Source organism: Leptolyngbya sp. NK1-12 (assembly GCF_032598965.1).
Lineage (GTDB): Bacteria > Cyanobacteriota > Cyanobacteriia > Elainellales > Elainellaceae > Elainella.
Map to the genome: position 1 here is coordinate 179,312 of NZ_CP053586.1, position 24,069 is coordinate 203,380.

At 51.6% G+C, this 24,069-nt stretch carries 16 protein-coding genes; 5 read left to right on the top strand and 11 right to left on the bottom strand.

The window, feature by feature from the left end:
• Positions 1–58 precede the first annotated feature (58 nt).
• Both HJG54_RS00425 and HJG54_RS00430 read right to left on the bottom strand, forming a co-directional pair.
• Positions 59–1,168 (bottom strand): glycosyltransferase family 4 protein, encoded by a 1,110-nt coding sequence (locus HJG54_RS00425; RefSeq protein ID WP_316432720.1) that lies wholly within the window; start codon positions 1,166–1,168, stop codon positions 59–61.
• Positions 1,169–1,419: 251 nt separating this feature from the next.
• The gene (locus tag HJG54_RS00430) at positions 1,420–2,802 is read right to left on the bottom strand and encodes an oligosaccharide flippase family protein (RefSeq protein WP_316432721.1); all 1,383 of its coding nucleotides are present in this window, start codon (positions 2,800–2,802) and stop codon (positions 1,420–1,422) included.
• A 530-nt stretch (positions 2,803–3,332) separates the two neighbouring features.
• Between HJG54_RS00430 and HJG54_RS00435 the strand changes: the two genes are divergently transcribed.
• Positions 3,333–4,457 (top strand): Gfo/Idh/MocA family protein, encoded by a 1,125-nt coding sequence (locus HJG54_RS00435; protein ID WP_316432722.1) that lies wholly within the window; start codon positions 3,333–3,335, stop codon positions 4,455–4,457.
• 147 nt (positions 4,458–4,604) lie between these two features.
• Here the strand turns inward: HJG54_RS00435 and HJG54_RS00440 are convergent, their stop codons facing one another.
• The 5 genes from HJG54_RS00440 to argC form a co-directional block, all read right to left on the bottom strand.
• On the bottom strand, positions 4,605–5,864 hold the full coding sequence (locus HJG54_RS00440; RefSeq protein WP_316432723.1) for a glycosyltransferase: 1,260 nt from the start codon (positions 5,862–5,864) through the stop codon (positions 4,605–4,607).
• Positions 5,865–5,903: 39 nt separating this feature from the next.
• Positions 5,904–6,950 (bottom strand): NAD-dependent epimerase/dehydratase family protein, encoded by a 1,047-nt coding sequence (locus HJG54_RS00445; RefSeq protein WP_316432724.1) that lies wholly within the window; start codon positions 6,948–6,950, stop codon positions 5,904–5,906.
• Positions 6,951–7,041: 91 nt separating this feature from the next.
• A complete protein-coding gene (locus tag HJG54_RS00450) occupies positions 7,042–8,088 on the bottom strand; it encodes a glycosyltransferase (protein ID WP_316432725.1) in 1,047 nt (348 codons plus the stop codon).
• Between the two features lie 228 nt (positions 8,089–8,316).
• The gene (locus HJG54_RS00455; protein ID WP_316432726.1) at positions 8,317–9,534 is read right to left on the bottom strand and encodes a glycosyltransferase; all 1,218 of its coding nucleotides are present in this window, start codon (positions 9,532–9,534) and stop codon (positions 8,317–8,319) included.
• A 173-nt stretch (positions 9,535–9,707) separates the two neighbouring features.
• Positions 9,708–10,766: an N-acetyl-gamma-glutamyl-phosphate reductase gene (argC, locus tag HJG54_RS00460; protein ID WP_316432727.1), complete on the bottom strand. Its 1,059-nt coding sequence runs from the start codon at positions 10,764–10,766 to the stop codon at positions 9,708–9,710.
• A 529-nt stretch (positions 10,767–11,295) separates the two neighbouring features.
• Here argC and ribBA point away from each other — a divergent pair.
• Positions 11,296–13,122, top strand: a complete 1,827-nt coding sequence (gene ribBA / locus HJG54_RS00465; protein WP_316432728.1) for a bifunctional 3,4-dihydroxy-2-butanone-4-phosphate synthase/GTP cyclohydrolase II — start codon at positions 11,296–11,298, stop codon at positions 13,120–13,122.
• A gap of 25 nt (positions 13,123–13,147) precedes the next feature.
• Here the strand turns inward: ribBA and gntT are convergent, their stop codons facing one another.
• From gntT to ppc, 3 genes are all read right to left on the bottom strand, one after another.
• The gene (gntT, locus tag HJG54_RS00470; protein WP_316432730.1) at positions 13,148–14,521 is read right to left on the bottom strand and encodes a guanitoxin biosynthesis MATE family efflux transporter GntT; all 1,374 of its coding nucleotides are present in this window, start codon (positions 14,519–14,521) and stop codon (positions 13,148–13,150) included.
• A gap of 13 nt (positions 14,522–14,534) precedes the next feature.
• Positions 14,535–15,128 (bottom strand): rhomboid family intramembrane serine protease, encoded by a 594-nt coding sequence (locus HJG54_RS00475; RefSeq protein ID WP_316432732.1) that lies wholly within the window; start codon positions 15,126–15,128, stop codon positions 14,535–14,537.
• 70 nt (positions 15,129–15,198) lie between these two features.
• Positions 15,199–18,321 carry a phosphoenolpyruvate carboxylase gene (gene ppc / locus HJG54_RS00480; protein ID WP_316432733.1) on the bottom strand — a complete coding sequence of 1,041 codons (3,123 nt, stop codon included), beginning with the start codon at positions 18,319–18,321 and terminating at the stop codon, positions 15,199–15,201.
• 624 nt (positions 18,322–18,945) lie between these two features.
• Here ppc and HJG54_RS00485 point away from each other — a divergent pair.
• The 3 genes from HJG54_RS00485 (at position 18,946) to ccsB (ending at position 23,561) form a co-directional block, all read left to right on the top strand.
• Positions 18,946–20,250: a recombinase family protein gene (locus tag HJG54_RS00485; protein WP_316432734.1), complete on the top strand. Its 1,305-nt coding sequence runs from the start codon at positions 18,946–18,948 to the stop codon at positions 20,248–20,250.
• A gap of 271 nt (positions 20,251–20,521) precedes the next feature.
• A complete protein-coding gene (locus tag HJG54_RS00490; protein WP_316432735.1) occupies positions 20,522–22,309 on the top strand; it encodes a DUF3352 domain-containing protein in 1,788 nt (595 codons plus the stop codon).
• A gap of 229 nt (positions 22,310–22,538) precedes the next feature.
• Positions 22,539–23,561 carry a c-type cytochrome biogenesis protein CcsB gene (gene ccsB, locus HJG54_RS00495; protein ID WP_316432736.1) on the top strand — a complete coding sequence of 341 codons (1,023 nt, stop codon included), beginning with the start codon at positions 22,539–22,541 and terminating at the stop codon, positions 23,559–23,561.
• A 52-nt stretch (positions 23,562–23,613) separates the two neighbouring features.
• On the opposite strand, the gene HJG54_RS00500 is transcribed toward ccsB, so the two are convergent.
• Positions 23,614–23,985 (bottom strand): hypothetical protein, encoded by a 372-nt coding sequence (locus tag HJG54_RS00500; protein ID WP_316432737.1) that lies wholly within the window; start codon positions 23,983–23,985, stop codon positions 23,614–23,616.
• Positions 23,986–24,069: the final 84 nt, after the last annotated feature.

A 24,069-nucleotide genomic window follows, 5' to 3' on the forward strand; every position in this document is an offset into this window, starting at 1 on the left:
CTACAATGGCTTCAATGCGGCCAGAATGCTCGATTTATCGAATGCTTAGGTCAAATGCTTAGACTAAGTCTTGAATCAAATTTTTGTGACGTGAGCGTCTCACTATTTGACATAGTGCCGCCTCAAATAAATGAGTTGCATCATCCCAGGTATAACTTGTCGCGCGCTGATGGGCAACCTGCGACATGAGTTGCCACTCCCGCTCGGTCATCCAGCAAATCCGCTCAATTGCTTGTGCCATATGTTTTGGGTCTTCCGGCCTAACTAAAATGCCAGCTCCTTGCTGCAACAATTCGGGCGCAGCTCCAGCCGGAGTGCCAATCACCGGTGTCCGACAGGCCATTGCTTCTAAAATGGGCAGACCAAACCCCTCAATGGTGCTGCCAAACAGCCACGCATCACATTGGGCATAGATCTCTCTCAGTTTGGCTTGGGGAGGTCGAATGATATATTTAGCTCCTTTGGGTAGCGGCACCTGACGCGAAGGTTGGCCGACGCCAAACGCTACGAGCTGCAGTTCTGGCACGGCCTGAGCTGCCAAGGAGAACGCCTGTAAACTAATGGCACTACCTTTCCATGTTGCCCTTGAGTACATCAAACCAACTGTAGGCACGGGCTGCTTGCCGCGAGGCGGAGCAAAGAATTGCTCAGTACTGACGCTGTTGGGTACTAGGGTAACGCTATCAGCACCATGTTCAGCTCGAACCAGATCGGCTAACCAGCGAGAAACGGTTATTTTGTGCATCGGTAAGTGCCAAGTTGCTTTGACCCGTTCCATCGGCTGGCCTGCCAGCAGTGCTTCGTAGTGTTGAATGAAATAGACTTTCGCGCCCTTAGAGCTAGGAAACTGCGCCACCCATTCGGCCGTCTCCCACCAAGTGGCAATCACCACATCCGCATCGGGAACATCATCGGCTGTGATCGGTCGCCAACGATTGATGATTTTGCGCTCGATTGGTTTGTCTTCAAAGTGTTGGCAGGGTTCACTGAAGGTCCAACCTTCTCCTTTTACTAAGGAGCGAAGCTGATCGCGTAAACGAATAGGACGGGGCGGTAAACAGACTACACAAACCTGATGACCTCGCTTTTGCAGGCGCTCAGCGTACGTTGCTACCACACGAATACCGCCAGCAATTCCTGCATCTGGAAGAACAAAGGTGATTCTCATGCTAAACCATCGCGCTAGTCAACCGGAGTCAGAAACTGAAAACTATGCTTCAAACTATGCTTCTCAAATACAGCTTCGCCAATAGGATTTGTTAACAGAAACGTGTAATGTGGATCAAAAATATCAATCAGATTTGATCTTGATTCAAGCAGCACCCGTAACAATAAGCAACATTTAGCTGAAGATCATGTTTTATTGTAAACGGGTTGGCAGTTATGTCCAGTGATCTAAATCCAGCGGCTTAAAACTGTCTAGAACATGGTGTCGATAGGCAGGCCAAAACCTAGAGCCTGACGTATACTCAGCAAGACTGCTAAGACAGCAAACAAAATTCCGCTAGCTAAAATGTCTTGCTTTACATTGCCTAATCCTTCACGCCACAGTCCCCAATTAATCACCAAATGGTAGAAAAGGTCATTGAGCGCCACTCCTATAACTGCTCCCGGCATCCCGAATAGGTTATATCCCACATAGATCCCAACGGATGTACAAACAAATCGGGTGAAGTTAGCTCCAGCTGTGTATTGAGGTCTGCCAATGGCAAATAGAAGCGCTTCATTGGTGTTACACATTAAACGGGGCCACAATCCTAGAACTAGAATTGGCAACATCCAAGCTGCTTGACTGTAGCGGCTATCATACAGCGTTTTGATGATCACATCTCCCATGCAGACCATTAAAGCCACAGCCAGCGCCATCAAGACTAGAATATATTTACGTTTGCGCCCTACTTTGGTTCGCACTTCAGATCGAGGCTGATCGATAATCTTTGAGAACGCAGGCATCATTACTTTGCCATTCAGAGCATTGGTCACCGCACGGGGTAATTCAGCAAACGTGAGGGCAATACCATAAACCCCTAGTAGGGTTAACCCGGCCGTTTCACCCAGATCCTGGATCAAAACTTTACCCAAAATTAGCCGATCGGCTTGCTCACCCAAAAAGGTGATAGCGGTGGTTAAAAAGATCCAGGCTCCAAAGGAGATCAGTTCACGGGCCGCAGACTTATCCCAAGCAAAGCGGTTCGGTTTACCCTTGCTGAGGCGGTAGCTCATCCATACTTGATAGACGCTGGATGCAATCCCCCCAGCCACCAGTGCCCAAACTGAACGATGGAAGAAGGCCCAGGTGATCATGACAACAATGCCGACGATTTGCCCTGAGAGTTCAAATAGCGCGACTTCTTTAATGGAGAGATGGCGGTTTAAGCTGAAGATGGCCGTAAAGGTAAAACCAGTAATAACCGTATTTAGCCCTACCACGGGCAGCAGCCACAGGAAGCGTGGATCCTTATAGACGAAAGCAACAAAGTGGGCCAGGAAAAAACAGCCAACCCAGATTAGAACACCGCGAACCACCTGGATTGTCCAGGCTGTGTTGAGAAATTCCCGCTCATCACCTCGCTTATTTTGAATAATGCTGACACCAATCCCCACATCAGAGAACATGTGTAAGCCGGTGATGAAGGCATAGATCAATGCCATTAAGCCAAACAGCTCCGGTGCCAACAGCCGAGTCAGGATCAGGTTACTGATAAAACGGACAATATTGCCAGCACCAAAGCCAACAATTGTCCAGAGTGCACCACGAATAGCCAGCTTTTTGACAGAAGAGTTTTCAGTAGATGAGGCCATGACTCCCAGACAGAAACAACAAAGCAATGAGCAGGAACTCAAACAATGATGAGGTCACCTGAACGAGAAATGCATCCCCACAGAAGCATCCCCACGATTTGACAGCAGATATGCCATCCTCACTCCAATCATGACTTTTTACAGGAGGAGCCTAGAGGAGACAGTGAACCAAACACGATAGTGGGGCTGAAGTAGGGCTGAACTGACGGATGCAAGAATCGTCCTAGTCCCATTAGGGCAGCAATCCGTGGAATTCAGGAAATTGTGCAAGCGATCTTCATTCATTCTTAGCAGGACCACAGGTTTATTTGGGAAAACAATGAAGATCTAATTCCTGAAACAGGCACCGCTCCTACGCCTTTGCTTATAATCAGGACTGGCCAAGGCTGCTAGCAGGTTCCGCCAAAAGTGTGAACTTGTGATGAACCGGTGAAACTTGTCAACCTGGCTTGGACTTGTTAGAACAGGGTGAATGACTGGGTCAGTTGCAGTTCTAAGCTGGGCCAATTGCAGTGCTAAAAAGAGGTTGAATGCAGATCGCGATTGTTGGGTGTGGTTTTGTCGCAGATTATTACCTGAAAACTCTAGCGAACTATCCTGACCTCCAGGTCGCAGGAGTAATGGATCGGGTCGAGGAACGGGCAACTCGATTTTCTGCCTATCATGCAGTGCCCATGTATCGTTCTCTCGCTGAACTGCTTGCCGATCCCAACGTCAGCATTGTGCTGAATTTGACCAATCCTGGCAGTCACTACGAAATCTCGAAAGCAGCCCTAGAAGCCGGTAAGCATGTCTATTCAGAAAAGCCCCTGGCAATGACAATGCCTGAAGCAGAGGAGTTGGTCGCTCTAGCGGAACAGCGAGGCTTGCTGATCTCATCAGCTCCGTGTAGCTTGCTGGGGGAAAGTGCTCAAACCCTGTGGAAAGCGCTGCGGGAAAAACAGATTGGCACAGTCCGCTTGGTCTATGCCGAAATGGATGATGGGTTAGTACATCGGATGCCCTATCAGAAGTGGGTGAGCGAATCAGGCATTCCTTGGCCCTACAAAGATGAGTTTGAGGTGGGCTGCACCCTAGAGCATGCAGGTTACTACGTGACTTGGCTAACGGCTTTTTTTGGACCTGCTGAAACCGTAACGGCTTTTTCCTCCTGTCTAATTCCTGATAAACAAACTGATGTACTACTAGACCGCAACGCGCCTGATTTCTCAGTAGCCTGCATTAAGTTTGCCTCTGGTGTGGTGGCTCGTTTAACGTGCAGTATTGTTGCACCCCACGATCATCAGTTAAGGATTATTGGTGATGATGGTGTTATGGGCATCGAAGACTGCTGGTATTACGGCTCGCCAGTTTACATCAAACGGATGATCCGAATTCGCCGCAAGACGTTCATGTCTCCCTGGAAGCAGCGGTATCCACTCGTGCAAAAACCACCCAAATTTGGCTACAAGGGTTCCCAGCAAATGGACTTTGCCCGTGGTGTTGCAGAACTGGCGGCCGCAATTCAGGAAAGACGGCCCTGTCGCTTGTCGCCTCAATTCTCGCTACACAATAATGAACTGGTGCTAGCAATCCACAATGCGTTGGAAACTGGTGCTCCCTATAAAATGACAACCAGCTTTGATCCGATTGCCCCTATGCCTTGGGCAAAATAGCCAACTGCTGTTGTAGTGGGCTTGTACTGATGTGGCTTATAGGAATTGAGTACCCCGCAAAGGCGGGTTTTATCTGTATAGGTGCGATTCTTAACTGCCAGTATGAAGTTGTCAATCAGCTTGACTTTGACCCTATTTAGACAGGATTTAGACAGGGCTGAGAAGAACTTCAGGTTTCGTTTGCGGTCGAATCGTTTCCACGTTACCGGCTAGTGCGGCAGTCATAATCTGACATAGCCAAGCTGCCTCGTGGTGAATGTTAAACTCCTGCTCGATCTTGGCGCGCCCGGCAGTCCCAAACTGCATCCGTAATTGGGGATCGGCCAGCAGGGTAGCAATTCGTTCCGCTAACAAAGCTGCATTTCCTGGCGGCACCAGATAGCCACTGACGCCATTTTCTACCAGCTCACTAACGCCAGCGATTTGAGTTGACACAACTGGCACGCCAGCAGCTAAGGCTTCCATCAGCGAGACAGGCACTCCCTCCGCAAAGCTAGGCAGCACAAACACATCAGTGGCCTGCATGTGCTGACGCACTTCTGTTTGTGACTGATAGCCGACAAAGTTGACGTTTTGGGTTAAACCAAGCTGGGCTGTCATTTGTTCAAGCTGAACCCGATCGGGGCCATCGCCAACTACCGTCAGCAGCACATCTGGATAGGTCGCTTTGAGGATTGCCAGACTTTCTAGCAGAATCGGTAAGCCTTTGACGGCAGCAAGCCGTCCGGTATAGAGCAGCCGTTTACCAACTTGCTGATGGCAAACCAGGTCGAATAGGGCTGGGTCTACCCCACAGTGGACAATATGCATGCGTCGCCACTGCTCCATAGGCGCAAAAATCATGCCCTGACTGCGACAAAAATAGCTGATGCAGCAAACAAACAGCGCTCGCTTCAGTTTTTCATCAAGTCGCCACCGCAACGGCTCGAAAAAGATGTAAGGGCCATGCATTGTGAAGCTGAAGCTAAAGCCGCCTAATTCGGCTGCCAACATCGCTACGGTACCGCTTGAGTCTGGGAAATGATTATGTAAATGCTGGATCTGTTGCTGATTGATCTGGTGAGCAACAATGCCAGCCTCGAGAAAGTAAAAGATCTGGTAGAGCGTGCCGCGCAGTCCAGGCTGGTGGGTTTGCCAGGCTAGCTTGACAGCTTGGAAATAGCGTTTTGGTGAACGGAAAACCAGCGACAGATGGGCGAGCAGCAGCTTCAGCGGGTTGGGCGGCAGGATATAGAAAGTGCGATCGGCTTCGGCCTGCTGCTCTGGGCCAACAATGTGTTCTGCTCCAGTGCGGCGAATCGAGAAGGTGAATACATCAATTCCCTGCTCTCGCAGGGCGGCAACTTCCCGTTGGATAAAGGTGTCGGTGGCTCTGGGATATTCACCCGTCAGATAGGCAATCCGCATACAGTTTTCCTGATCAAGACTGGTTAGAAATCATGGACCCTAAGAAGGGACAGAAGGCGACTGACTCGATGGTTGAATAGCTGTGACTGCCAATAAATCAGCGTCTCCCCAGCTTCGTGCTAACGCCGCATCGAGAGAGTAGGAAGGCGTCCAGTTCAGCATTTGTTTAGCGTAGAGATTGCTGTACTGCAAGGGTTTGAAGCGGGCATGCAATCGGGCCGGAATCAGCAATCCTGGTAGTTTCAAGCGTCCAGCAAACAGGGTTTTGTTGATCTGCCAAACAAAACGAGCCAGCAGCCGCATCACGGTCCAGTTAATTACAACCGTGCGGGGTGGAGCAGACATGCGGGCCAGCAGCTTGTTAGCGTAGACGCTCTGCGTGGGCAATTGATCATCCACAATATTGATCGTGGCTCCGACTGACTGCTCCTGTTCTACAGCATTGGCAATGGCTGCCGCGCAATTTTCTACATAGGTTAGGGGCAAGATGGCATCGGTCCCAATCCGCAGCCAGAGATTGCCGTTCTTTGCCCCCAAACAAGCATTCCATAATGCATCGCGCCCATAGACCATACCGGGACGCAGAATTGTGACTTGGCCCTGCTGTTGGCCAAACTCTCGCATCAATCGTTCCTGCATCAGTTTGGTTTGGGCATAAGCATCTCGCTCGCTTGGGTTGCATTCTAGAGGGGATTGTTCGTCTAGGGTAGAGCCAGCAGGCAAGTGCAGATAGTCGTAGACGGAAAAGGTACTAATCCCGATCAGGCGCTGTACGCCTGCTTTCGTCATCGCTTGAAGCAGATGTTCGGTCGCCGTGACTGTGCCACTGAACTGAGTCTGCCAGTCTCCTGATTTGGCCGCTGCCAAATGCACAACAGCATCAACGCCTTTAAGAGCAGATTCCCAATCTCCTGGCTGGGTTAGATCGAGCCGAATTATCTCAACCTGGGGAGAATTGTGCCAAGCGAAGACACTGACATCAGCGGTTGGTCGTACCAAGGCGCGCACCTGATGGCCACGTCGCAGCAGTTCCGCAACCGTATAGCAACCTAGAAAGCCCGATGCACCTGTGACAAGGATGTTCATACAAAAGGATTGGAGAGAAATAAGCAGGAAAGCGGGGATGGGTGAATGAGTAGATGGGATGTGGGGTAATGTTCGTCGCAAAGTGCTGCGGCTAGGGACTACGCAACGCAGTTGGAGCCTTGTACTCGATCAGGGTGGCCTGTTGTCCGCGCCAGCGGGTCAGCCAGTATTTTGCCTGTCCAAGCATTTCGGGAAATTTCCCTAGGACACAGAAGCAAGCGTAGAGCCAAGCGTGAGTAGGCGGATCGTTGAATTTGCGTCGGTAGTGGTATACCTTTGCCATTTGAGCGGGATAGCCCAACAGCAGCAGCAGGCTGAGGCCGGAAGTGGGCCAGACCAAACCAAGCGTTAGCACGGGCACAATCAAGCCCCAGACCCAGCGGCTCCAGGTTTCTTTCACCCGATAGCGTTCTGGTGAAGCACCATGAAGCGCAGCTCCAGCCGCCATTGCCCAGCCGCCACGCACTGTGCGCTTCCACCACTGGCTGAATTTCAGCATTGCGGCGTCGTGGAGCGTCATGTCGGCATCAATCCGCTCGATTTTCCAACCCTGTTGACGTAGCCGTACACACATCTCTGGTTCTTCGCCCGCAATCAAAGCTTCGTTGTAGCCGTTAACTTCGCGAATCGCGTTCATCCGCATCAGAGCATCACCGCCACAGGCCGTTGCTTCTCCTATGGGTGTGTTCCATTCCATATCGGCTAGGCGGTTGTAGATCGAAGCCTCGGGGAAGCGCTCGCGTCTCCGTCCACATACGATTGCGAGTTGGGGATTGCGCCTCAGAACCGCTAGTGCCTTGTCGATCCAACCAGGCAGCAGCTCACAATCCCCATCAATAAACTGGACATACTCGATCTGAGGAAAATGGTCGGTCAAATAGCGGAATCCGGTATTGCGTCCGCGCGCCATGGTAAAGGGAACTGACATATCTAGCTCGATTGCGTGCACACCTAAGGACCGAGCCATTGCCACACTGCCGTCCGTTGACCCCGAATCGACATAGACAATCGGCATTCCCGCCGGAAGCTGGGCCAGCAGCGACTTGAGACAGCGCACGAGCCGTTCTCCCTCGTTCCGCCCAATGGCAACGACGCCAATTTGGCTAATCTCCCCTACCGGGTTTACAGTTTCACTCATAGGATTGGTTCATACCAGCACCTGATGCAGTGATCACAGAATTGGTAGTGACCGTGTTAGTAACCGTTAGTGACCACATCATACAAATTAATCGGTTCCAGAACTGGGCCTGAGGTCCAACCTGGAGGTTTCACGGAAGCTTAATGCCGGTCTAGATGGAATCCACCAAACATCAAGAATAGGTAAACTTTTCCAGGTTATTGGTTGGAGTTCAGCATTTCAGTTCAGCTAAGCTTCTGCCAGTTGCACCGAAGTCTGACTGATTGGCTGCTGTTTATATAGCCCGGAAGTCAGTCGGTGCTGATATAGCCACTGCTGGTTTTCTGGCGTAGTGTTGACCCAGCGCGCCAAAAGATCGCCCATTTTGACTGGTAGTTGGAGTTGGTGCCAGGTGGCGGCAGTTGCTTCTGAAATCTGGCTGTAAAGCGCTGCATCGCTGAATATAGCTTCGATCTGACCAGCTATGGCTTGCGGCTGACCGGCTGGAAATAGCATTGCATTGACTCGATGCCGCAACTGGCGGACGAACATGGGATGATCCGAGGCTACGATTGGGGTGCGCGAGCACAGCGCTTCATAAATCGTCAGAGGAAATCCTTCTGGATAGTCGTGACGACTCGGAACTAACACCAGATCCGCCGAACGCATCAGCGGAATAATGGATTTGTTGTCCACCAGGCCCAAAAATTCAACGGCATCAGTGATGTTCAGGGTAGCCGCTTTTTGTTGGAACACCTCCAGATCGCCCTTGCCAGCCAACTTCAGAGTCACTGGGACGTTCTTGGAGCGCAGCAGGGCCACGGCTTCCAACGCATCTCCTACGCCTTTGGCCTCCGTGATCAACCCCACATACACCAGGGTACGGGGTTCATTGCCTGTGAAGAGGGTTTTAGCTGAGAAAGCATCGGGTGTTAGCGGGTAGGGCCAATCCCAGGGAATGATCTTGTTGGGGTTGACACCAATCGAACACAGCGACTCTGAGGCAGTGATGCCGTGGTTTGCTACCCACTGAATCTGGGGATGGTTCAAGGCTCTCACGAGCTGAAAATTACGCAAGCGCTGACGCCAGTTTTTACTATTGAAGGAATCAGCCAAGCAAGTGATGGTGGGAAGTTGGCGCTTGATAGCCCAGTTGAGGATTTCGCGGCTGGGGATGTTGAGAATCAGATGGGTAGGCTGGTAGGCTTCGATCTGCTGGATGATGGCCTTAAAGTCAACCGGATGCTGGCAGCCTGCTCCAATCGCCCGCACGCCATTCGGCAGCTTTTCGTTGTAGGGAGACTCAGTGATGCAGCATAGCACTGCCACTTCTTCCGCAAAGGAAGTCAGAGCTGCCACCGAATTTACTGAATACCTTTGGGCATGGTAGGTCTCACCTTGGCCAGCGGCAAATCGATACACGGCTTCCCGGTAGTCGCCTGCATACTGCACGATGATGATTCGCATTTCAATCAACTCCAGTCGCTGCCTTTCGAGTCTAAGCAAAAATGCTGGCAACTTGGAGTGATCTCAGCCAGAATTCTTGGCTTTTTCATCCGAATATTAAACTTCTCCAAGATTCTGCCAATTTCCAGAACCGAAGCAGCGGGCTTTGAATACAGCCGATTAATTTTATTGATCTAGGGGTAGAAGCTGAGTTTGGGCAAGCCAAGCGTTTCCTCCCAGCCCATCATCAGGTTCAAACACTGGATTGCTTGCCCTGCCTGCCCTTTCATCAAGTTATCAATAGCCGCCATCACTATCACTCGGTCAGTACGCGGATCGACTTCAATGCCGATGTAGCATAGGTTTGTTCCCTGTACCCACTTGGTTTGAGGATAGATACCGCTGGGCAGAATTTTGACCCAGGGCGAAGAGCGGTAGAACGCTTGAAAGATCGTAATCAAATCGTCTCGGACCAAGCCTGGATCGCGCAGAGTAGCATAGACGGTGGCCAAGATACCCCGAATCATCGGAATCAGGTGCGGCGTAAATTGAATCATTACCTCGTGCCCTGCCAGATCGCTGCATACTTGCTCGATTTCGGGAGTGTGACGATGACGAGCCACATTATAGGCAGCCACGGACTGATCGGCTTCAGCCAACAGCATATTCACGACTGCTTTTCGTCCAGCTCCAGACAGTCCCGTTTTCGAGTCGATGATGGCCGTTTCGGGAATGATCAGCCCTTGCTTTAGCAGTGGGGAGAGCGCTAAGAGGCTAGCTGTGCAATGGCAACCCGGACAGCCCACAAGCTGAGCTTCGCTAATCCGGTCGCGGTAGAGTTCGGGCAAGCCATAGACAGCGGTTTCGGCAACGGTGTGATCGGTGCGTTCTTTACCATACCAAGCTTCGTAGGTTTCTAGATTGGTGAAGCGATAATCGGCAGACAGATCCAGCACCTTACAGCCTTTGGCAAGCAAAGCAGGAGCCATGTCACAGGCCAAGCCGTTCGGCAAGGAAAGAAACACAACTTGGCAACGATCGCCAATGGCCTCCAGATCAATGGCTTCGATCGTCAATTTGACCTGATTGCCCAAGTGGGGATAGAGATCGCTAAAGGACTTGCCAGCGCTACTCTCACCGCCCAAGTAGACTAGCTCCAGATTGGGATGGTCTTGCAGAAGGCGCACAAGCTGTACACCTCCATAGCCAGAGGCTCCCACAATCCCTACTGGCACACGTCCTGAATCACCCATGATGCCTTACCGTTCCATGCTCTTAGTAGAAATACAATAAAGTAACTCGGCCAACTACGTCTATTAAGAAAACTGCATTCTAATCTAAACTTTTGCTCTAAGCCGTATCAAACGTTGCCCTCAACACCATAGCTGCAGAATCGGCATTGAAACGGGGCGGTTGGTAAGAACCCCACAAGCCGCAAAACTTCCCTTACAGACTAGCAAGCTTCTGGTTGAATGACCGGGTCTGCTGATCAATCGCTGTTACGTAGCAGGATGCTAGGCAAACAGGCGCATAGCACCGCAGGAAGTCTCAGTCCCAGAACCAAAGCAAGGACGGAAAAGCGCTAAAATCGGAATCGAGCATCTGTAAATAAAATTCACAATTGTTGGTGCGGCCTGCCGACTGGCTTTGAGGGAGAGAACAACTGAGGAGAACCCTACCGCTGACTTGAGGATGCTTTAGGCGCTGATCGTTTAGTGCTGATCTAGTGCCACTCGTTTAGCCCTGATTTAGCACTGATAGCGATGGTCTTACAGCACTCGTATGGTTGTCGCTTATATAGTTGTCGCTACATGGAATTTTCTTGTGGAACCGCTGCATCTTGAAGAATTGAATTCACCTGCTTCGTCTACCTCTGTGTTTGACTCCATCGAAGCTGCTCTGAACGATCTGAAGGCTGGCAAATCGATTGTGGTGGTGGACGATGAGAATCGCGAGAACGAAGGCGATGTGATTTGTGCGGCTCAGTTTGCCACCCCTGACATGATCAATTTCATGGCGGTAGAAGCCCGTGGCCTGATTTGCTTAGCTATGACTGGTGAACGGCTCGACCAATTGGATTTGCCGCTGATGGTGAGCAACAAAACCGACGAAAGTGAACAGACCGCATTTACGGTTAGTATTGACGGAGCCTACCATCTAGGGGTTGGAACGGGCATTTCCGCTGAGGATCGCGCTCGCACAATTCAGCTAACCCTCAATCCCAACACTAAGCCGAGTGATTTGCGGCGTCCGGGGCACATCTTCCCCTTGCGGGCCAAGGAAGGCGGCGTGCTGAAGCGAGCTGGTCATACCGAAGCGGGGGTAGATTTGGCGAGACTGGCAGGGCTTTATCCAGCGGCGGTGATCTGCGAAATTCAGAACCTAGATGGATCGATGGCGCGATTGCCAGAGCTGATCGAATATGCCAAGCGCCACGAGCTGAAGCTGATCAGCATCGCCGATTTGATTAGCTATCGGTTGCAGCATGAGCGATTTGTACAGCGCGAGGCCATTGCCAATTTGCCGACCCAGTTCGGGCATTTTCAAGTTTATGGCTATCGCAACCTGCTAGATAATTCTGAACATATTGCGATTGTCAAAGGCGATCCGGCTACCTTCAAGGACAGAAGCGTGATGGTGCGGGTGCATTCCGAATGTTTGACCGGGGACGCTCTCGGCTCGTTGCGCTGTGACTGTCGAATGCAGCTTCAGGCAGCCCTGAAGATGATCGAGAATGCGGGCCAAGGTGTGGTGGTTTACCTGCGGCAGGAAGGGCGAGGGATTGGGCTGATCAATAAACTCAAAGCTTATTCGCTGCAGGACATGGGGCTGGATACTGTAGAAGCGAACGAACGCTTGGGCTTTCCGGCGGATCAGCGCAACTACGGCGTCGGTGCTCAGATTCTCAATGATTTGGGGGTGCAAAAGTTTTGCTTAATTACCAACAACCCTCGCAAGATTGCTGGCCTTAAAGGTTACGGCTTGGAAATGGTCGATCGAGTGCCGCTGCTAATCGAAGCCACCTCCTACAATGCTGATTATCTGGCGACTAAGGCCGAGAAGCTGGGCCATCTGCTGCTGCGCACCTTCCTGATTACTGTGTCCATTCAGTGGCAAGACGAGCAGCTTTCGGTTACAGAACGCTATGAACGGTTAGAAAAAATCCGTCACTTAGCTAAAACTCACGATTTTTTACTGCAAGAAGAAGCGCGATCGCTCGCCTCAGCTCTGTTTGGACAATCCACCCTCACTTTTCATTTAGGGTTTGATCAATCTGAATTGGCTACACCAGAGTGGTATCGCCAGCCGAGTCATCCCTATGTCCGAGCCATCGCCGAAATTCTGGATACTTTAGCAGCTTGGCCATCGGTGCAACAGCTCGAATTCCTGATCGCGACAGGAGACGATCCGCTGACCAATTTGCAGGTGCAGCTCGATCGGCAAATCTTCCGCCTCGGTCCCACTCCGGGCGATGCGGAGCACCATCGCTCTTCGGATGCTGCAGAGCGTGGTCAATTGACGCCTGACTCTATCAAACCTTCGGCAGTTTGTCAGAATTTGCAAACTCAACGCATTTACGTATTCTCAACCCATCTACCGGCAGATTAGCCGATTGGTGTTCTTGAGATTGGTGTTATTGAATTGTTCTCAGCACCTGACTGCCCAAAAAGACCACTCGCGCTGCCATGAAAACAGAGAGGGCAAGCCAGAGTAAATCGTTGCTTTGCAGTTGCCAAGCCCAAACTACCAATGGCACAAAGCCAAAGAGGGTGGCAAACAGGGCGGCGTTGCGCAACGTTGCCCCCTCTGCCAAACCCAAAAAATAGCCGTCTAGCATAAAGGCAATCGAGCCGAAGCCCAGCACGGGAATCAGCCAAAACACGTAACGCCCGATTTGAGCCAGCACTTCAGTATGGTTGGTCAAGAGGGCAAATAAGGGCATCGGAAACAGTACAAACAACAGCGCAAACGTGACACCAATCACCAGACTGCTGCCACCCGACAGACTAATCAAACCCAGCAGCGGTTTTTTGTTGCCTTGCCCATGCAGTACACCGGTGAGGCTTTCTGTCGCAAAAGCGAGGCCATCAATCAAGTACACTGCGAAGCTAAACACCTGCAACAGCAGGGCATTCTCTGCCAACAGGATGGCTCCAATTGCAGAACTGAAATTTGTGAACACCGAAAAGGTCGATAGAAACGCCAGGGTGCGAATAAAAATATTGCCGTTCAGCGTCAGAGTGCTTTTGAATGCGGCAGTATCCCACAGCTTTGACTGGATCGCCTGAATTTCCAGCCAGGAGGTTTGGCGAGCGCATAGGACCAACCCCAACAGCGCCATCAGGTATTGGCTCACAGTGATCGCCCAGCCCGCTCCGGCACTATTCCAGCCCCAGCGCACTACAAAGAAATAGTCAAGCAAAATGTTGGCTCCATTGCCAAGTGCCGAAATGAGCAGCACCTGACCACTTTTTTCCTGACCTAGCAGGGAACCAATCAAGACAAAGTTGAGTAACGTAGCCGGGGCGGCCCAAATTCGAGCGTCATAGTAAGCTTGCCCTGCCGCTTTGATCACAGGTTCAGCGCTGAGTACGGCAAACCCTAAGTCGCGAATTGGATGCTGCAATAGCAATATGATCAACCCCAAGCCAACCGCTAGAATGCCGTTGCGCAAAGCGGTTAGCAGAATCGCAGCTCGATCGTTGCGTCCTACCGCCTGAGCGGTTACACCCGTCGTGCCCATGCGCAGGAAGCCGAGGGTGCGGTAGAGGTAGTTAAACAAGACCGTAGCCAAAGTGACGCCAGCCAAATAGCGAATTTCAACTAAATGGCCGAGGAAAGCAACGCTCACCAACCCCGCTAGCGGCACTGTCAGATTGGAAAGGATATTAACAATCGCCAGTCGAAAAAACCGTTGAGATAGGGATTGGTCTAGATCTGTCACCAGCAGGGGAGGAGAGTGGCTGGCCTGAGAAGATTGGGCTGGTGGCATGAAGCTGGGCGGCAAAGGAATACTCCAACTAATAGCTGCGGGACGATCGAGGTTTAGCCAGCATCCAGGCAGCAATGATGCCACCGATGAATCCAAATAGGTGACCTTGCCAGGAAATGCCGATTCGGGTCGGTAGAACGCCCCAAATCATCCCGCCGTACAGGATACCAACCATGAGCGACATCAGAATTGAACCAAAGCTGCGCTCAAAGTAACCCCGCGATAGCAGAAAGCCCAAGTAACCAAATACAAGGCCGCTAGCACCGATATGGATAGTAAAGGGAGAGGCAAATAGCCAGGTGCCCAAACCCGACACCAGCATCACAATGAGTGTAACTGGCCAGAAATCGCTCGTGCGCCGCAGCATCACCAACCAACCCAGGATCAAAAATGGCACCGTGTTGGCGATTAGATGCAGCAGGTTGCCGTGCAGAAACGGTGCAAACAAGACCCCGCGTAGGCCAATCAGTGAGCGAGGCCGAATCCCAAACTGGTCTAGCGCTCCGCCTAGAAACAAATCAAGGATTTCCAACGCCCACATCAAACCCACGAAGCCGCCCAGAATGCCAATTTGGGCTTTAACTTCGCCTACTAAACCTCTCACTTCATCACTACGACTCATGACTCATCCTCGGCTGATTTTTCTGAGCAAAGGTCAGTACCAGACTCATTCTAGCCAGACCTAATTCAGATCAACCTGTATTCCGCATACCGGCAGCGATGCCGTTGATCGTCAAGAGGGCACCGCGCAGCAGTTCGCCCCGACTGTAGCGGGAGCGAATCACTCCCGATGCGGCACTCGATTTATGTTGACGCAGCCGCTTCAATAGCGACACTTGTAAAAAGCCCAGCGGTACGATTGTGTTGTTACGCAACTGCACCGAGCGCTGTAAGTCTGGATCGCCATCGAGCAGGCGGGGATGGCCAGTAATTTTCAGCACCAGATCCCGAGTCAAGTAGTATTCGTTGGCAATTTGCTCGAACACCCCTTCTAGGCGCTCCCGGTCTTCAGGATGGCTGAGTTCCTGCACATAGTGATGGGCGATCTGCAAATCCACCTTCGAGAGCGTCATCTCACACTTGGAAATCGCCATCTTAAAGAAGGGCCACTTGTAGTAGAAGTAGCGCAGCAGCTTCATATTCTCCTGGGGAGCCTCTTCGAGGAAGCTCTGAATCGCGGTACCCACTCCATACCAAGACGGCAGTAGAAAGCGAGTTTGCGTCCAGCTAAATACCCAGGGGATCGCTCGTAGACTGGAGAGATCCTTTTTGCTGCCGCTGCGTCGGGCCGGACGAGAACTGATCTGTAGCTGGCTAATTTCCTCAATTGGCGTCACCTGCAAGAAAAAGTCGAGGAAGTCTGGCTGTTCATAGATCAGATTGCGGTAATGGGCACGAGAGCGAGCTGCCAGTTCCTCCATGATTTCGCGCCAAGGTTGGATGTCATCAAAGCCACTGCGCAGCAGGCTAGCTTGAATCACAGCGGTAGTGACGGTTTCCAGATTGTAGAGCGCCAGCTCCGGCAGGTTGTATTTAGATGCCAGCACTTCGCCCTGTTCGGTAATTTTGATGCGGCCATCGATGCTGCGTCCGGGTTGAGCCAAGATTGCATCGTAGGCAGGACCGCCGCCGCGGCCCACCGAACCGCCGCGTCCGTGGAAGATACGCAGCGCAATGCCAAAGCGATCGGCCACGCCTTGCAGCGCCTGTTGAGCTTTGTGAATCTCCCAGTTACTGCTGAGAAAACCTGAGTCCTTATTGCTATCGGAATAGCCCAGCATGACCTCTTGCAGGGAAACAGTACTCCGAGGCGAGTCAGCACCATGAGCGGTAGTTTCAGAGTCAGCCTGCCCACCGGAGAAACCACCCGCCAGCAGCGCCCGATAGAAAGGCAATTCAAACAGTTCTTGCATCACCGCTGGTGCCCGCTGCAGATCCTCGACGGTCTCAAACAGAGGGACAACCTGAAGTGTGCCTGAACCTGTGGCCGGATCATACAAACCCGCTTCTTTGGCCAGCAGCAGCACTTCTAGCAAATCGCTGGCATGGTGGCTCATGCTGATAATGTAGGTCTGGCAGATCTCGGTGCCAAATTCCTGTTGCAGGGTCCGCACCATTCGAAAAGTCTGAATCGTTTCACAGGTTTTTTCCGAGAAGGGCAGCTCAAACGGAATCAGCGGACGACGAGTTTGCAGTTCGGTCGCTAGCCAACGGCATTTTTGCTCTTCCGGCAGTTCATCGTAGGGCTTGGGTAGAATTTGCAGATAAGCAATGATCTCAGCCAGCGTGTCCGAATGGCGGGAGCTTTCCTGGCGAATATCCAGATGGGCTAGATTAAACCCGTAGATCTCCACCTGGCAGATCAGCGTTTCCAGTTCTCGGCTCTGTAGGCCAGTTTCCTTGAGGTTGCGCTGAATCAGCTTCAGTTCGTCCAAAAACTCCTTGCCGGACCGATAGACCAGAGCGGGATTAATTTCTGGCACTTCAAACTGGGGATAGTCGCCGTTATAGAGCTGGAGGCTGCGATCTCGCGTATTTTCTAACCGTCTCTGAATGTAAGCCAGCTTCAGGCGGTAGGGTTCCTGGCGATAGCGGATAGCCAACTGTTCGTAGATATCGGGCATCTGCACCTGATCCTGCTCCAGCGATTCCAGCAGATCGGGCAGCACGTCGCTCCAGTGCAGAGACATGCTTAGCAGGTTGATCAGATTTCGCACTGAGTTGATATACTTGCCCAAAACCAAATTGCGCTGATAGCAGGCGGTTTTCCAGGTGACTTCTGGCGTTACTGAGGGGTTGCCATCGCGGTCGGCACCGACCCAAGAGCCGAACTTGCAGAAATTGTGTTGCGGTGGACGCAGACCTGGGAAGGTCGTGTGGAGCGAACGACAAAACCGCTGATAGAGCTGGGGAATGGCGTCGAATAGCACCTCATGGAAATAGTGCAGCGCGTAATCTACCTCGTCCAAAACCGTGGGCTTAAACTGGTGCAACTCATCGGTCCGCCACCACAGTCGGATCTCGTCCATCAACTGGTCGCGCAAATCTTCGGTTTCCCACGAGGATGAAAGTCCTAGCGCCCGCAGACTTTCTTCAGCGGTATCAAGTTGACGGAGAATTTTAGCGACTCGGCGTTGCTTGTCGCGAATTGTGTGGCGGACAATTTCGGTCGGGTGCGCCGTAAATACCAGCCGCACATCTAAATTATCAATCAACTGTTGGATCTGCCGGGGAGGTACGTTTAAGCGCCGCAGTTTTGGGAAAAGGGATTGCAACGTTGCCGGCTTTTCACGTCGGGCGGGAGACTCTTGTAGGTTTTTTTCTAGCAGCTCGGCCTGGGGAGAACCCGATTCTTCGCCTTCTCCAATCAAGGACGGATCGGTCGTGAAGATCGACTCTTCGTGACCTGTGGCCTGTTCGTATGCGGCTCGATATTGTTGCTGTTGTTCCCGCTGCTCATAGTGCTGTTCCACAATATTGATCAGCTGGAAATAGAGCGCAAAAGCACGGGCAGCTCGAATGGCTTCATTCAAATCCAGATTCTCGATCAATCTCAGCACTTCGGCAGCGGCAGCTTCTGCTGCTTCACTTTCAGAAGAATGGATCGAGCGCAACTGGCGCAATAAATCTACCAAGGTTTGTCCACATTCCTGTTGAAGAACCAGTTCCCACAGATCCTCAACAATCCTGAGGCGATGGCGCAAAAACAGATCCGAAGTCGAGTCAGGGGTCAACGCTGGGATAGTTTTCTCCTCAATTACTGTATTAGCACTAGAGCGAAAAGCATCGTCTGAGGATTGGAGGGTTGAACTCATAGTTTATCCTGGCAAGATCATTCGATAATTCTATGGCGTTTGCTAGAGCAAATCTAGATGTTTGCGTTCATTGCAAAATTCTGTTGCATCCTAAAAAGCAAAGCTTTAGAAGCATAAAATTGTGCTGGTTCTCTTCCAAAACCAACCAATAACCATTTAGAATTGGCGGCCCATTTCTTTAGCTAATTCTTCGACTAAAACTGCATATTTGGCAATTAATTGACAATAAATATAGGCTTAAATTGCCTTAGAGTAAAAGCCATAGCAGCACGCATACGATAGAACGGGCTTGTTTTTTGTATCAAAAACTACGTGATTGTAATTGTTTGAGTTTAGAGTCATAGTAATCGCTGCATCGCATGATTTAAAATTGCAAATTGTAAATGCTGATGGATTCACATTGATAGAGTTACTAGTTTCTCAACGGGCTTCCATGAAACAGGACCTAATTCAATTAAGCGCTTACCTTAAAGTGCCTGCAAAAAGTGCCTGCAAAAGAGCAGCCAAGTAGAGGACCTACTCTCTAAACTTGCCACCAACTGATTTAGGGTGGGTTGAGATTTTGCTTGTCAATTGGCTGCCTACCCCTCTTCTGCCGCATTTTTGCCAGTTGCATCATCGCCTATGACACCTGCTTTGGGTCAAGTTTTTGCCTATACATACAGCGATCCCCTGCTAGAAGTTGTGCCTGATGCATCCATTTGGGGATGGGAAGTGGACCGGGTGTACCAAGATCAAGGCACGCGACAGCAGTTACAGCAGCTCTTGCAAGATTGTCGCACTGAATCTGTCGCTTATCTACTGGTGCGGCATCTCAACGAGTTGGGCGACTCCCTGACTGCTATTCGGGCCATCTTAGCCGAGCTAGAGACGCTGCAAATCCAACTGATCACAACCGAAGATGCGATTGGCCTCGCTGAACCATCGATCTGCCCTTCGGATCTGATGCAATTGTTTCAAACGATCCAAACCCAGCAGCAGCGTCAACAACTCCGCCGGGGCCATGCCCGCAACCGCCTCAAAGCTCTGCCTCCACCAGGCAGAGCACCCTACGGTTACCGCCGTGGCAAAGACCGCTATGCGTTAGATCGGAGTACGGCTCCAGTGGTGAAAGATTTTTTCGATCACTTTTTGCTGTACGGCTCGCTCAGGGGCAGCGTTCGCTATTTGCAGAAAAAATATAGCAAGAAAATCTCAGTTTCGACTGGCAAGCGCTGGCTGACTAGCCCGGTGTATCGGGGTGACTTAGCGTACCAAAACGGTGAGGTGCTGCCTGACACCCATGTGCCGATTCTGTCACGAGAGGAAGCCGCTCAGGTGGATCGACTCCTGCGGCGCAACCAGCGGATGCCGTCTCGAACTGCCAGTGCCCCTCGCTCGCTGTCGGGTTTAGTGGCCTGTGAAACCTGTGGCTCCGCTATGAAAATTAGTCGAGTGGTGCGCAACCAACAAGAGTACCTCTACCTGCGCCCGGTGGCCTGTCCGCGTCAGCCACTTTGTCGTAGCTTGCCCTATCAGCAGGTGCTGGAAGCAACGATTCAGCAGATCTGTGCCGATTTGCCGCCTGCAGTCAGTAACGCTGCGATCCCCGATGTAGATGGCATTCAGCAAGGGTTAACTGCCCAAATGACCGCTAAACAAGCTGTTCTAGATCAACTGCCGCGTCTAGTCGAAACTGGCGTGTTAGATGAAGAAACTGCTTCCCTGCGCGCCTACAAAGTTCGGACGGAGATCGCCGCCATCCGCACCAAACTAGCCCAGCTACCGCCTGTAAACCTGAAGACAATTGCCCAACTCGTCTCGATTCCCCAGTTTTGGCTGGATCTGTCTGAGGCAGAACGGCGTTTCTATTTTCGAGAATTTATTCAGCAAATTAAAATTCTGCGACTGGATCAATCCTGGGCGATTGCGTTAGTTTTTATCTTTTAATGCTGTTGGGTGTAATGCCTGTTGAGTAGATTACTACAGCGTTTTTCACTCATGTGAGGTATGGGGGGTGTGGGGATGAAGCCCCCATGCAGGGGTACTGCCTCTGCACCCCATTTTTCGTACTTCACTAGCCTGAAAAAGGCTGTAAGTGCAAAACTGAGTGCAAATTTTCTTTTTCAAACTAGTTATTGAGATGCGTTGCAAACCTGGAACCATCGTCTATAGTCTATCTGTCTGTTCTAACGCAACCTGTGGTGGAGGGCAGTGACCTGTGGTAGAAAAACTGTTCAAGCGTAAACCGGCGCTTCTATTAACCCTCGGAAGTGCTGCCGGCTTTTTGATCGGCGGAGTCGTGGCCTGGAGCTTGCTGCAAAGACGCCCCACCCTGGTTGGGATGCCGAGCGGAGCCGCGATTATTCCGCAAGAGGCGGTCATGACGGTTTCCGTTTCAACCGATCGAGGGCAGTGGCAGCAGTTGCGGCGGTTTGGCACGCCTGCATCTCAGGCTGCTTTCGATAAACAGTTGGCCCAATTGCGCGATCGGCTGCTGATTGCCAACGGCATGAACTACCAACGGGACATTCAGCCTTGGGTCGGCAGTGAGATTACGGCGGCCTTTCTGCTGCCTGCCATCGAAGCAAACGGTCAAGACAAGGCGATTCAGCCCTACAATCCAGACGCCCTCACTGCTGCTGAACAAGCGACCGTCATGGTGCTGCCGATTGCCGATGCCGGTAAAGCGCAACAGTTACTGGCCAGCCCCAAAGTAGCAGCCACTCAAGACTGGGTGGATCGAGACTATAAGGGCGTCAAAATTCGCGAGGTGCATGGTCAAACCGAGAAGGCTTACGCCGCGGCAGTGGTAGACAATCAGTTTGTAGTGGTTGCCAATGACAGCAAGGCAGTAGAGCGAGTCATTGATACGGCGAAGGGCAAACCCTCGGTGGCGCAAACTCCGGGCTACGGTCAGGCCCTCAACCATATCACGGCTGCCAATCCCTTCATGCAGCTTTATGTCAACATCCCAGTCGCCACAGCCCTAACCGCGAATAATGCTAGCCAGCCAATTCCACCCCAGGTTTTGGCTCCTCTTAAAAGCAACCAAGGCTTAGCGGCAACGGTCAGTTTAGAATCCGAAGGGATGCGCATCCAAAGCGTGTCCTGGCTGGCAGCCAATCAAAAAGCTCGCTTTAAGGTGACAAATAATGCCGAACGAATGCCGCTTTTACTGCCATCAGATGCCCTGCTGGTCGCGTCGGGGGGCAACCTGAAACAGCTCTGGCAAAACTATACGCAACAGCCCAACGATGTACCAAGGCTGGGCTTTTTTGATCCAGAAACTCTGCGGCGTGGGGTTAACAACCTGACTGGTCTGGATCTCGACCAGGATCTGATTGCCTGGATGACTGGTGAATACGCGCTGGCCGTCATCTCTAGCCCTGCTGGCAATGCCGCTAATGCTGACAAAACCACGGCAACCAAAGCTGGCATTGTGCTGCTGGCACAAACTTCTGACCGCAAAGCCGCTGAGCAGACCTTTAAGAAACTGGATGAGCTGATGAAAACCCGCTACCGCTTCCAGGTGAGCGAAACGCAGGTAGAAGGCAAACCGGCCATTAGCTGGGTCTCGCCGTTCACCGCTCTGAAGGTGACGCATGGATGGTTGGATGGCAATGTGGCTTATTTGGCGATCGGTTCAGATTTGGCAACCACGATTGTGCCCGCACCCGATCAACCCTTAGTTGAGCATCCCCTGTTTCGGCAAACTAGCTCGACCGAGCTGAACCCGAATAACGGTCAGTTTTTCCTGGAGGTGGATCGCCTGACGAATGCCAACACCAATTTGCCGCTGCCCACTCTACCGCCTGAACAACAGGTTTTTCTCGATGCAATTCGAGCGATTGGGATCACGGCGGCACTACAAGACGGACGCACCACTCGTTACGATGCCCATGTGCTGTTACGTAAAGGCAATGCGCCTGGAGCACTTCCACCCCCAGCGCCCATCAATCCACCTCTGCCGGGTAGTTCGGAGACGCCGACTTCGCCTGCCCAGTAGGGCATTCCCATCCAACAACCGGGCTGAATCATGTCCCTATCGTTTCTATCTTTCCTGACCAGAAGCGAACAAGACTCGATAGGATAAGAAAAGAAACCATTCGAGATGGCTGATCTAGATGGCAGATATAAATGTCTCTTAACCATTGAAGAGACATCCATTTCAGGCCCAGCCATCAGCCGAATTGAGCTTGATTTGAATTGCCCGTTTATAGGCTGGAGAACACTGCATGGATTTAGTTGCCCTTCAGAACTGGCTTGATAATGCTGCGTTCGCCGTTCTGTTTCTGACCATGCTGATCTATTGGAGTAGCGCGGCCTTCCCCAAGATTCCCTTTCTGCCTACCCTGGGTACAACAGGTATGGGAATCGCCAACCTTTGTATTGCTGCTTTGCTGGGAGCACGTTGGCTGGAAGCTGGCTACTTCCCGCTCAGCAATTTATATGAATCGCTGTTTTTTATTGCCTGGGGTATTACGGCCGTTCATTTTTTGGCTGAGTCCATGAGCCGTAGCCCCTTAGTGGGCGTTGTCACAGCTCCAGTCGCGATGGGCATTACGGCCTTTGCTGCCCTCTCGTTGCCAGCCCAAATGCAGGTAGCTGAGCCATTGGTGCCGGCGCTTAAATCCAACTGGCTGATGATGCATGTCAGCGTCATGCTTCTGAGCTATGCAGCTCTGATGGTGGGATCCCTGCTGGCAATCGCGTTTTTGTTTGTGACGCGGGGGCAGAATGTAGAACTCAAAGGCAGTTCGGTAGGAACGGGGGCCTATCGCAATTCTCGCTATCAGATCCACCGCTCTGATGAAGCTACCCTGCAACCACTACCAACCACATCCTTGCCCCAAGAGGAAATCAGCCATAATGGATCGGGTGGCACTGCTGTACTCATACCCGTCACAACTACTACGACTCCCTTATCTCCGCAGCGGTTGAGTTTAGCCGAAGCGCTCGACAATATCAGCTACCGGATTATTGGCCTTGGCTTTCCGCTGCTGACGATCGGGATTATCGCCGGTGCGGTTTGGGCGAATGAAGCCTGGGGATCCTACTGGAGCTGGGATCCGAAAGAAACTTGGGCATTGATTACCTGGTTGGTGTTCGCCGCTTATCTCCATGCCCGGATTACTCGAGGCTGGCAGGGACGCCGTCCGGCAATTTTAGCCGCGTCAGGATTTTTGGTTGTGTGGGTCTGCTACCTGGGAGTCAATTTGTTGGGCAAAGGACTGCACAGCTATGGTTGGTTCTTTTAAAGCAATCAGAAGCAGTAATTTTCGCCCTGCAAACTGAGAATCAATTGAGAATTTAGTATTCTCTACCAATCCCAATTCCTCCCCGCGAGGAACCGCGAATGATCATGCCGTCGGGTAAGTCAAGTAGGTCCCGCAGTCGAGGAGCGGTATTCTGGCCCGCGTTGAGATTGCGGTTAATCTGCTGGGCTTGACCCTCTAGATGGACAGAGCGATCGCTGGGTGAAACCAACTGGGAATCTTGACCAACTGACAGAGGTTGAATCGACTCAGATGGGGTTGGCTGTGGACTGTCTAGAGTTGAACTGTCTACATTTGGACTCATTGGGACAGATTCAGGAGTGACGAGTCCTGGCTCTGCATTTGCGGTAGTTGCGAGGCTCAACGGAAGCAGCATCGCTAGCGTCATAATGGATAAGAACTTCATGGCCGAACTCCTATTACGCTATCTCTAAGCATGACGAGGTAAAAGTTGCACAGGGCATGATTGAAATCACCATATCGCCGGGAT